14 protein-coding genes are annotated in these 11,211 nt (G+C 37.4%); 8 read left to right on the forward strand and 6 right to left on the reverse strand.

Annotation, left to right across the window (positions count from 1 at the left end; genetic code table 11):
- Positions 1-15 precede the first annotated feature (15 nt).
- Positions 16-726, reverse strand: a complete 711-nt coding sequence (locus DHD80_RS15190; RefSeq protein ID WP_251742311.1) for an SDR family oxidoreductase — start codon at positions 724-726, stop codon at positions 16-18.
- A 209-nt stretch (positions 727-935) separates the two neighbouring features.
- Here DHD80_RS15190 and DHD80_RS15195 point away from each other — a divergent pair, with 209 nt between their 5' ends.
- From DHD80_RS15195 to DHD80_RS15210, 4 genes are all read left to right on the forward strand, one after another.
- Positions 936-1,346, forward strand: coding sequence for a hypothetical protein (locus DHD80_RS15195; RefSeq protein ID WP_251742312.1), 411 nt, complete (start codon positions 936-938; stop codon positions 1,344-1,346).
- Between the two features lie 42 nt (positions 1,347-1,388).
- Complete coding sequence (locus DHD80_RS15200; protein WP_251742313.1) at positions 1,389-2,006, forward strand: VTT domain-containing protein; 618 nt, start codon at positions 1,389-1,391, stop codon at positions 2,004-2,006.
- 85 nt (positions 2,007-2,091) lie between these two features.
- Entirely contained in the window at positions 2,092-2,868 is a 777-nt protein-coding gene (locus DHD80_RS15205; protein ID WP_251742314.1) for a DUF1206 domain-containing protein, read from the forward strand.
- Between the two features lie 18 nt (positions 2,869-2,886).
- Positions 2,887-3,045, forward strand: coding sequence for a YqaE/Pmp3 family membrane protein (locus DHD80_RS15210; protein ID WP_251742315.1), 159 nt, complete (start codon positions 2,887-2,889; stop codon positions 3,043-3,045).
- A gap of 34 nt (positions 3,046-3,079) precedes the next feature.
- On the opposite strand, the gene galE is transcribed toward DHD80_RS15210, so the two are convergent.
- Positions 3,080-4,105, reverse strand: a complete 1,026-nt coding sequence (galE, locus tag DHD80_RS15215; protein WP_251742316.1) for a UDP-glucose 4-epimerase GalE — start codon at positions 4,103-4,105, stop codon at positions 3,080-3,082.
- Between the two features lie 144 nt (positions 4,106-4,249).
- Here galE and DHD80_RS15220 point away from each other — a divergent pair, with 144 nt between their 5' ends.
- The 4 genes from DHD80_RS15220 to DHD80_RS15235 all read left to right on the forward strand — a co-directional run bounded on the left by DHD80_RS15220 (position 4,250) and on the right by DHD80_RS15235 (position 7,960).
- On the forward strand, positions 4,250-4,534 hold the full coding sequence (locus DHD80_RS15220) for a DUF3817 domain-containing protein (RefSeq protein WP_251742317.1): 285 nt from the start codon (positions 4,250-4,252) through the stop codon (positions 4,532-4,534).
- A gap of 2 nt (positions 4,535-4,536) precedes the next feature.
- The gene (locus DHD80_RS15225) at positions 4,537-5,823 is read left to right on the forward strand and encodes a mechanosensitive ion channel domain-containing protein (protein ID WP_251742318.1); all 1,287 of its coding nucleotides are present in this window, start codon (positions 4,537-4,539) and stop codon (positions 5,821-5,823) included.
- A gap of 5 nt (positions 5,824-5,828) precedes the next feature.
- A complete protein-coding gene (locus DHD80_RS15230) occupies positions 5,829-6,920 on the forward strand; it encodes an endonuclease/exonuclease/phosphatase family protein (protein WP_251742319.1) in 1,092 nt (363 codons plus the stop codon).
- A gap of 125 nt (positions 6,921-7,045) precedes the next feature.
- Entirely contained in the window at positions 7,046-7,960 is a 915-nt protein-coding gene (locus DHD80_RS15235; RefSeq protein WP_251742320.1) for a mechanosensitive ion channel family protein, read from the forward strand.
- Here DHD80_RS15235 and DHD80_RS15240 read toward each other — a convergent pair.
- The 4 genes from DHD80_RS15240 to DHD80_RS15255 form a co-directional block, all read right to left on the reverse strand.
- Complete coding sequence (locus DHD80_RS15240) at positions 7,957-8,346, reverse strand: hotdog domain-containing protein (RefSeq protein ID WP_251742321.1); 390 nt, start codon at positions 8,344-8,346, stop codon at positions 7,957-7,959. The genes DHD80_RS15235 and DHD80_RS15240 overlap by 4 nt on opposite strands.
- 63 nt (positions 8,347-8,409) lie before the next feature.
- Positions 8,410-8,826: an NUDIX hydrolase gene (locus DHD80_RS15245; RefSeq protein ID WP_251742322.1), complete on the reverse strand. Its 417-nt coding sequence runs from the start codon at positions 8,824-8,826 to the stop codon at positions 8,410-8,412.
- Positions 8,823-9,698 carry a DUF72 domain-containing protein gene (locus tag DHD80_RS15250; RefSeq protein ID WP_251742323.1) on the reverse strand — a complete coding sequence of 292 codons (876 nt, stop codon included), beginning with the start codon at positions 9,696-9,698 and terminating at the stop codon, positions 8,823-8,825. Before DHD80_RS15250 ends, DHD80_RS15245 begins: the two co-directional genes overlap by 4 nt.
- A 4-nt stretch (positions 9,699-9,702) precedes the next feature.
- Complete coding sequence (locus tag DHD80_RS15255; protein ID WP_251742324.1) at positions 9,703-11,061, reverse strand: NAD-dependent succinate-semialdehyde dehydrogenase; 1,359 nt, start codon at positions 11,059-11,061, stop codon at positions 9,703-9,705.
- Positions 11,062-11,211: the final 150 nt, after the last annotated feature.

Consider the following 11,211-nt stretch of genomic DNA (forward strand, 5'->3'; position numbering starts at 1 on the left):
TTAGGAAGAAAAATCCTATTTTTTTGGAGGTTGGGATGGCCGCACTTCAATTTTGCTGGGCAAAGTTCGCGGATTCATCTTCAGAAGATCCACTACCAATTCACCAATATCTTCAATTTGTATTTTCCAGGCATCCTTTTCATTAGGTTCGTGGCCATTAAAATGTGTAGCTACAGAACCTGGCATAATAGTACTTACTTTCACACCTGAATCCCGAAGATCCAGCATTACAGCCTGGGTGAAGCCCGTAAGACCAAATTTGCTGGCATTGTATGCGCTACCCCCAGCAAAGAAATTAGTTCCCGCAAGACTGGAGATACTTATAAAATAACCTTCTGTTTTCTTTAATTCTTCCACACAGGCTTTGATACTATAAAATACCCCGGTAAGGTTAGTGTCTATGGTATCATTCCAGTCTTCTACGGTTAAATCCTGAATAGAAGCAAAATTTCCCACTCCGGCATTGGCTACCAAAACATCGAGTCTTCCGAATTTTTCTATGAGCTTCTTAACCGCAGCCTGCTGGCTTTCATAGTTGCGCACATCGGCTTCCAGGGCAAGTACGTTTTCTTTATCTGAAAGTTTTCCTGCAGCTTCTTTCGCAGCAGAAAGTGACCTACTGGTGATGGCTACTTTATAACCCTGTTTAAGCAGTTGTTCCGCAACACCATATCCAATTCCTTTACTTCCTCCTGTTATAAGGGCAACTTTTTTCTGATTATCCATAATTAATTTTTTAGAATTTTAAAGCTACAAAACAAGCTTAGTGCGCTGAAATTAAAAGCTCTAAGTTTCTGTTAATTTTAAAGGTTAAAACAGTGATAAAAGCTCCTAAAAACCTTTCATAGATTCGTAAAAAAATTAACTTTGCGAACATCTGTAGGAATGATAAAATTCCTCTCAATTTATTATAAGAGCTAAATACATATATTACCTTGGAAAATCTTAAAGCACAAAAATTATTGAACAAGATCCAAAAAGATCTTATGAGAAATGGAATTATCACCAACACGATAGTTGAAGAACTCAAAGATCTTCGGGCTTTAGTGGTTGAAGAACAAATTCCTTTACTTGCCAAAGCATTAAGACTTACCTACGAGCATATCGCAGAAAATGATGATTTTCTTATCGCAATTCCAGACGACGATCCTATTACCGAAACCGACGAAGAAGCAGAGGAAGATGTTGAGGAAACTGAAGTTGTGAATGATTCCGAAGAAATTACCGGTAAAGAAAGTTTGGAGTATCTCTTGTCTTTAATGGCAGATCATTCTAATAAATTGAATGAAATGGAATTAAGGGAATATGTAAAAGCACTTAAAGAAGAAGCTGGGGAAGATTATTAATATTGCCCGTTAGTTCCCTAAAATTGCAAAAGAAAAATATTAATGAAGGAAAAAGCGAAATCTAAAAAGAAGTCGCGACTACGCTTATTGCATCAATATTATGGATATACAGGTTTCTATAAATTTGTTTGGGCAAGTTTAAGAAAAGCTGTGTTACCAATAGTTTTGGTTGTAGCTGCCTTATGGGCTATAGACAGGTATTTACTAGACATCGAACAGATGCTGGTCACCATTACTGAAACCTATGAGCCTTTCCAGATCATTGGTATTTTCTTTTTATCTGAATCTTTATTAGGTCTTGTCCCTCCAGAACTTTTTATCGCCTGGTCCGGTAAAATGAATTCACCTTTTCTTTACCTGAGTATTTTAGCGCTTGCCTCCTATCTTGGTGGGATTGTGTCTTATTTTATAGGTGTTGGTATTACCAAAATTCCTTCAGTTCATAATACTATGGAACTTAAACTTGCCAGACATATTAAAAATACCCGAAAATGGGGAGGTTTTTTAATCATCGTTGGTGCCCTATTACCAATCCCTTTTTCCATAACCAGTATGGCTGCTGGCATCATCAGTTTTCCATTTGCCAGCTATTTGATCTTTGGTTTATTAAGGTTTGCCAGATTCTTTTTATATGCCCTGGTAATTTTTGAAATGGTCTAATTCGTAACAATCATTAAATTTTTCATAAGACCAATCTTACTTTATAAGGTCTATACTATCTTGTATTTTCCAACTAAAAGAATTTATGAATTCAAAAATTGAAAAAATGGCCCGCACAGGCTATGTTGCCAAAGGTGTGGTCTATGGTATTACGGGTGTACTCACCTTTATGGCTGCTTTTAATTTGGGCGGAAAAACAACTGGTAAGACCGAAGTCATGGAATTCCTTGAAAAACAAAGTTTTGGAAATGTTCTTATGGCACTGGTTGTTATTGGTTTGCTTTGTTATGTAGGCTGGAGGCTAATCCAGGCGTTTAAAGATCCTGAGAACATTGGGAATGATAATAAAGGCAAAGTGAAAAGAGTGGGGTTTTTTATAAGTGCAATCGTTTATCTGGGGCTTGCAATTTACGGTATAAAGAAATTGATAAATGCCGGTACCGGCGGAAGCAGTAGCCAGAATTTTGAATTTTTATCTGGGAATTTTGGAGTATTTGTTTTTGCGGTTGTAGGCTTATGTTTGCTTGGAGTGAGTATTGCAAAATTCAAGAAGGTCTATTCCAAAAAATTCCTGGAAAAGTTTGATCTCAAATCCATTTCAGAAAAAAAAAGAAGGAAGGTTATTAAGAATACTGGCTATTTAGGTATAATTTCCCGGGGAATTATATTTGCCATTTTAGCCTATTTCTTCCTTCGTGCAGCATATACTTCTAACACGAGTGATATCCAAACCACCACTGATGCCTTTTCATTCTTAAGAAATTCATCTTATGGAGCTTACTTGATGGGAATCGTTGCTGCTGGATTCGTTTGTTACGCAATTTTTATGTTCGCCATGGCCAAATACAGAAAATTTAATTAATCAACTAAATATATTACTATGTCTATTTTAACAATTCTATTGAATTTATTATTGCCGCCTTTAGCGGTATTCCTGAAACATGGAATAGGAACCACTTTTCTTATCAGCGTGCTGCTCACGCTTCTGGGCTGGTTGCCGGGTGTTGTTCACGCATTTTATGTGAACGGAACCGAATAATAGAAAGCCTCCAATTGCGGAGGCTTTTTTATTACTATTTATTTACTTTTTTTTCCCATTCCCAGGCACTTTTTAATCCTTCATCCAAACTTCTGTCTGCTTTCCAATGAAGCACCTCATTGGCTTTTTTAGTATCGGCATACGCAGAAATCACATCTCCTTCCCTTCTCCCCACGATTTCATAAGGAAGATCCTGACCTGTGGAACTTTCAAAAGTTTTGATCACTTCCAGCACACTGTTACCTTTCCCGGTTCCAAGGTTGAAGACTTCATAATTTTTATCTTCTTTGCCTTCAATTAAACGCTGTAAAGCAGAAACATGTGCTTCAGCGAGGTCTAAAACATGAATGTAATCCCTAACCGCCGTACCATCATCGGTAGGATAATCATTTCCAAAAACAGATAATTTCTCCCTTTTGCCAATCGCTGTTTGCGTAATAAAAGGAACTAAATTTTGTGGGGTTCCAATGGGTAGTTCTCCAATTTCAACACTTGGATGCGCGCCTATGGGATTAAAATATCGTAAAGAGATCGCTTTTAATCCGTCCTTTACTTTACAGGTATCACGAATAATCTCTTCGCCTATTTGCTTGGTATTTCCGTAAGGAGACTCAGCAGGTTTTACCGGAGCATTTTCAGAAATTGGCATTTCATCTGCCTGGCCATAAACGGTACAGGATGAACTAAAGATGAAATTGGACTTATCTTTTTGCGCCATATGCTGAAGCAAATAAACCAGTGTACTAAGATTGTTTTCATAATACAACAACGGATTCTGCACACTTTCCCCCACAGCTTTCGAGGCTGCAAAATGGATCACATCAGTAATTTCAGTATATTTTTTAAAAAAATCTGCTACAGCGTTCTTATCCCGAAGATCTAATTTTTCAAATTCAGGCTCTATGCCGGTTATGCGTGTGATTCCCGCGAGAACATCGATAGATGAATTGGATAGGTTATCTATAATGACAACATCAAATCCCACATTTTGTAATGCAACAACGGTATGAGATCCTATAAAACCGAGACCACCGGTAACTAAAACTTTTCTTTTGCTCATGCTTATAAAATTTCTTCTGCAAATTAATAAAAATGCTCAGTATGAGCTGTGATTCTCACGTGAAAGTTCTATTATTTTAATAGGTATGGATAAGCCATCTATTTTATATGAATTATCTTTGCCCGAGTTTATAAAAAGGATTCTATGTCTCTTGAAAACCAAAAAGCCGCTTTTAAATGGATAAGCATCCTGGAAGGAATTTCTTTTCTCCTGCTGCTTCTTATTGCCATGCCTTTAAAATATGTTTGGGATATGCCACAAATGGTGGAACATGTGGGAATGGCTCACGGAGTTTTATTTATTTTATATGTCGCCGCCTGTCTTAGTTTAGTAAAAAGAATGAACTGGAGCTGGATACAAACCGGATTGATCCTTGGGTGTTCCCTTATTCCTTTTGGGCCCTTCTACGTTGAAAAACGTTACCTGTAATTATGGAGATTGACGATAAAATTATTTACCTGATTTGTTTCTTTGAGGAGTTGTTCATGAAATATGGCATGGATGCCACTCTGGCTATATATCTCAATTTATTAATCAACCTGGTTATTTTATCCATGGTGGTTATTGCGGTAAATTACCTGGTTCAAAATTTTGTCATCGAAGGCTTTAAGATTTTTACCAATCGAACGAAATCTACTTTTGATGATTTTTTAATCCAATCGAACTTTCCAAAATACGTGGGAAGGATCCCTCCCCTCTATATAGTTTATAAATTAATCCCTTTAATTTTCGCTGAATTCCCGCTGGCGTTGAAGATATATGACAAATTATTTACCTTTTATGTCATTATACTGGTTATCTGGATCTTCCGAAGTTTTTTAAGGACCACCAGGAATTATCTTAAAACCAGGGAAGAATTTAACGATAAACCCCTGGAAAGTTTTAGCCAGATCATTATGATTTTTATCTGGGTGATTGGTCTAATGTTCGTTTTTGCTGAATTAACAGGAGAATCTGTAGGTAGTTTCCTGATTTCCCTTGGAGCAGCTTCTGCGGTCATCCTGCTCATCTTTAAGGATACTATTTTAGGATTGGTGGCATCTATCCAGGTGTCGGTAAATGATATTGTAAGGATAGGAGACTGGATCACTTTTGAAAAATTTGGCGCTGATGGTACCGTAACTGAAATCAATCTTGCCACGGTTAGGGTGCAAAATTGGGATAATACCTATACCACGATCCCCACGTATAGCCTTATTGCCGATTCATTTCAAAACTGGCGCGGGATGCAGGAATCGCCGGGAAGAAGGATACGAAGATCTATTTATATCAAACAGAATTCTGTAAAATTTCTAAATTATGATGAAATCGATCAATTAAAAAAGATCAGTTTAATTTCACCATATCTCGAAAATCGCCAAACTGAAATCGATAAGTTCAATAAAAACAATAATGTTGATAAAACGCTTTTGATCAACGGAAGAAATCAAACCAACCTGGGCATCTTCAGGAAATATGCTGATGCCTATCTTCATGAACATTCTGCCATTCATAAGGAAATGTATATCATTGTAAGGCACCAGGCTCCTACAGAACATGGAATTCCGCTTGAAATCCTGTGTTTTAGCCGGGACAAGCGTTGGGAAAATTTTGAGTATATTTCCGCAGATATTTTTGATCACTTAATTGCATCGATCCCTTATTTTGGCCTCCAGCTTTTTGAAGCGCCTTCCGGAGATGATATTCGCAATTACCTGAGCCAGAAAACAAACAACTAAACCAAATGAAACTTAAACCCTTCCTACAGGGCTTCGGTATTTTTGCCGTTGTGCTTACCCTTATTCCCTTAATTGCTGCCGATTACTGGTGGATACGAATATTTGATTTTCCGCATATAGAATTAACGCTTCTTACCCTTACGGCATTATTTGCATACTTTCTGCGATTTAAAATAGATGAATGGAACGAATATGCTTTTGTGACAGTTCTTTCAGCATGTTTTATCTATCAATTTGCGGTAATTATGCCTTACACCCCAGTTGTGCCAAAAGAAGTTGGAGCTCCCACTGCCCAGGTTAACAAAGATGCAGGATTCAAGATCGTTACTTCCAACGTGCTTCAAAAAAATGAAATAAGTGATTCGCTTATCTCTCAAATGAAAAGCCTTAAACCCGATATTGCCATTTTCACGGAAACCAATCAACGCTGGAGCGATAAAATTAAAGCGGGAATTGGAGAGGAATACCCTTACAAGGTAGAGGTGCCTTTACCAAACACATATGGGATGCTCCTATATTCAAAATTTGAATTGATCAACCCGCAAACTAAATTTATGGTAGATGATAGTATCCCTTCAATACATACAGAAGTAAGGTTAAAATCTGGCGATAAGTTTAAATTATTTGCCATCCATCCTACCCCGCCAATGCCACAGCATAATCCATCGTCTTCAGATAGGGATGCGGAGATGATGAAAACTGCCCTTTTAGCCAGGAATGAAAAATTACCTGTTCTCGTTATTGGTGATTTTAATGATGTCCCCTGGTCGCAAACCGTGGGACTTTTTAAAAACGTAGGTGAATTACTGGATATAAGAATTGGGCGTAGTTTCTCTAATACTTTTAATGCCGGAAGCTTCATTATGCGTTGGCCATTAGACCATATTTTTGTTTCCGAAGAATTCCGGGTTAAAAAAATGGAAATTGGACCAGATATCCATTCTGATCATTTTCATTTCTATGCGGAATTATTCCTGCAACCAGAAGTAGCTGAGGAGCAAAAGCCTGATAAGGCTACCCCGGAGCAACTTAAAAAAGCTAAGGAACAAATTGAAGAAGAAGAAGATGAAAATGCTGAAAAAGGGCAAAATCATTAACTTTTAATTGTGCTAAAACTTGTTATTGTCTCCCTGAGCGCAATCGAAGGGCTATCATTGTGGCGTTTTATACCTAAACTTTATGTATTTAGGAATTTTTACGGATATACAAACTTTTAATTCTTATGCAAAATTCAGTTTCAAATCCCGAATCTATCGAAGAATCGTTCAATAACTTCTACGATAGTCTTATTGAACAAATTCCAGGGATCGGGATGGGATTGCTTATCATAATTCTTGGTGTCCTGCTGGGAACCTGGATTGGCAATTTTGTAAAGAGACGAATTTCTGCGAGAACATCAGATCCTTTAATGAGCCGATTTTTGGGAAAAACGATACGTTTTTTAATCCTGATGGTCGCAATTATCCTGGCGCTTCGAGCTGCGGGATTGGGAGGGATTGCCACAGGGATTTTTACCGCTGCCGGAGCGAGCGCGGTGGTTTTGGGCTTCGCCTTCAAAGATATTGGTGAAAATTTTATAGCGGGGATCATCCTTACTTTCAACAGGCCTTTTGATGTAAATGATACGGTAGAGATAGGGGCCAACTTTGGAAAAGTTAAGGCACTGGAATTCAGATATACAAAACTTAAAACCTTTGATGGAAAAGATGTATACATTCCCAATAGTGATGTTCTAACGGAACCCGTGACGAATTATACCGAAGATGGATTCTTTCGCTGGAATTTCACCATTGGTATTGCTTATGAAGACAATATAGATGGGGCGAAGGAAACCGTAATGAAAGCCCTACGAAGTGAGCCTCTGGTTATTGAAGATCAAGAACATGAGAACTTTGTGATCGAAGATGAACTGGCTACCAGCACGGTAAATCTAAAGATCTACTTTTGGGTAGATACCAAAGACTTTAGAAAGCAGGCCCTCATTACGAAAGGGAATGTGGTAAGAATCGTAAAAGAAGCGTTGGAAGAAAATGGGTACTATATGCCTGCTGATATTCAGGAAATTAAATTATACGGAGGTGAAAAAGAGTTTCCGGTGCGCCTGGCGTCAAATCCGGCAAAAGAGAATAAAGCTTAATTTGAAAGTCGGTCCTTTACAAATTCAATTTGAGTTTTGCCGTGTGCTTTTGGTTTACCTTCCTCATCGAGCCCAACCATTACAATCTTATCTACTGTAATTATCTTTTCCCTGGTCATTTTATTACGAACTTCGCAATTAAGGGTCAAAGATGCAGTTCCAAATTTCACCACTTCAATACCAATCTCGATAATATCGCCTTGGTGCGCAGAACTTTTAAAATCGATCTCACTCATGTATTTTGTAACTGTTTTAGGATTTTCCAATTGAACAATACTATAAAGAGCGCATTCTTCATCAATCCATTCTAAAAGGCGGCCACCAAATAAAGTTCCATTCGGATTAAGATCTTCAGGTTTTACCCACTTTCTTGTGTGAAATCTCATAGCTGGTTATTTGCTACAAATTTAAGTGTTTGAATTCTATAATAAATTAGAGAAGTATAAAGATTATTTATGTGCTAATGCTTTTTTGATTATTTCATTGTGATCAAAAGCCAGGTCCAAATCTTTTAGCTCTTGCAAACTAATCCATTTAGCATCTTTAGCGTCATCAGATCCTTTAATTCTCTCCATCCTGGTTTTTCCCAAATAAGCAATGGAAACCGTATGCCCTCTTGGATCCCTTCCGGGTTTCCCGAACGCTCCAACCTGCTGGAGCTTTTTAATTTTTAATCCAGTTTCTTCTTCTAATTCTCGTTTAGCCTCATCTTCCAAATCTTCATTATCATCAACGAAACCACTAGGCAATGCCCATTGATTTTTAAACGGGTCATTTTTTCTTTGAATGAGCAATATCTTTTCTGAATTGCCTTCTGAAGTGAATATTACAATATCTACAGTAACATTAATTTTCTGCCTGCTCATTTATTTAGCGTTTCAGGAATTTTTATGGCCGTACCAAATCGATTATTAAAATTTTCAATAAAATAGGCCGATAATAATGGGGATTCCATTTCTATATTCTGATGAATAAAAAAATATACATTTTTTAAACCTTTTGTATGCCAGTCTTCGAGCCTGTCCAGCCAGTCATCAAGACGTGTATAATCTGATGCATGGTTTGCTCCATTATATCTTATAAAGGCTGTTGGAGTGGTTAAACTCATGTGTATTATATCCCTCCTTCCCGCGCTATCGGTAATAACATGGGTGATATTGTATTTCATTAGAATTTGGTTCAATTCTTTTTCAATATCTTTATCTTCATACCATTCTGGATGCCTAAACTCTGCAGCTAATGGAGCATTTTTAGGCCAATGATGAAAGAAGTTTTCTAACCTTTCCATATTTTTTGGTCCAAAATCATCTCTCAATTGTAAAAAATTCATCCCTAACTTTTCCTTCAATGGTAGCGTATTTGACACAAAATCTTTGGAAAGTTCTTCAGAATCCTTGAGCCTTTTTATATGGCTAATAATTCTGGGGACTTTTGGGAAAAATTTAAAATCAGGTTCAGACTGTTTTTTCCATTTTTTGAATTGATCGGCTGGAAACATTCGATAAAATGAAGCATTTAATTCAATAGAATTAAATTGTGAGGAATAATAGGTAAGTTCATTTTTTGTGCCGCGGGGATAGAAATTTTTTAGCTCCTGTTTATTCCATTTGGCACAACCAATTCTAACATCATCGAATGTGGATTTCTTATATTCCCCTAATACATCATCAGTTTGTTTAGGGGTTTTTGGTAAAGTGTAATCTATAATTGAGGGATCATCAACTTTTCCGAATTTCATTTTACTAATATTTATTTAAATATACGGTCTTTTTATTTACAAATTCCCTTATCCCGTCCTCAGAAAGCTCCCTGCCAAAACCTGAAATTTTAGTACCTCCAAAAGGTAATCTGGGATCACTTTTTACCAACTCATTTACGAAAACAGCGCCGTCTTCAAACTCAGGACATAACTTTTCAGCAAAATCAAGATCCTGGGTAAACAGAGAAACACCAAGACCAAATTCAGACATATTCACCAGGTCTATGGCTTCCTGATCTGTTTTAAAGGTGGTTATACCAATGGCAGGGCCAAATGTCTCTTCTTTAAATATTTTCATATCTGAAGTAACCTTGCCCAGAACTGTTGGCTCAAAATAGGTCTTGTCCCTTTTTCCTCCCAACAGTATTTTTGCCCCCTGCTTTACTGAATCTTGCACTTGTGTTTCGAGATCTTCGGCAAGATCGAGACGAGCAAGGGTTCCTATGAAAGTATCTTCATCCATAGGATCACCACTTTTTAATTCCCTTATCTGTTTTAAAAATTTCTCGGTAAATTCTTCCTCTATAGATTCGTGAACTATTAACCTTTTTCCCGCAATACAACTTTGCCCGGTATTTTGAAATCTGGCCTGAACGCAGGTTTTTACTGTTTCGTCAATATTGGCATCTTTAAACACGACCAAAGCATTACTGCCGCCGAGTTCCAGAACAGACTTTTTGATCTCTTCACTGGCCACAGAACTTACCGCACTCCCCGCAGGTTTACTTCCGGTAAGCGTCACTGCCTTAATCCTTTTGTCGCGAATTATATTTTCAATTTTACTGCTGCTTAAAACAAGATTTTGAAAACAATCTTTTGGGAACCCTGCGCGTTCAAAAACTTTTTGAATATTGTTAGCCGATTTCATCACATTGCTGGCATGTTTTAAAACACCAATATTTCCAGCCATTAAAGCCGGTGCAGCAAACCGAAAAACCTGCCAAAATGGGTAATTCCAGGGCATTACCGCGAGCACTACTCCTATGGGCTCATAACTCACATAACTTTTTACGGCATCTGTTTTAATTGTTTTAGCTGCCAGTTGCTTTTCGGCATTTTCAGCGTAATATTCACAAACCCAGGCGCATTTCTCGATCTCGGCAATTGCCTGGGTAATGGGTTTACCCATTTCCATGGTAATATCTTCAGCATATTCCTGTTTGTTCTTTTTCAACTCTTTAGAGGCGTTCATCATCAACTCGGCCCGTTCTTTAAAAATCGTTTTCCGCCAACTTTTAAATCTGTTATCACCAGCTTCCAGGGCTTTTTCAATTTCTGGTTTGGTGAGTTCTTTGAATTCTCCTATAATTTCTCCTGTGTATGGATTTTTAGATTTAATCATGTTATTTCTCCTTTTGTTTTAAAGGTAAAAAGTAGGGGCAGTACACAGGGAACGATTAAGACATATTTAACGGCAAGTTATTGTTTATAACAGGTTAAAAACTCGAAAGGTACTTATTAAAAAAGAGGCAGCTAATTCGTTATATTTAAA

Origin of the sequence: Gramella sp. AN32, assembly GCF_023718305.1 — a bacterium.
In the GTDB taxonomy this organism is placed as follows: Bacteria; Bacteroidota; Bacteroidia; order Flavobacteriales; family Flavobacteriaceae; genus Christiangramia; species Christiangramia antarctica.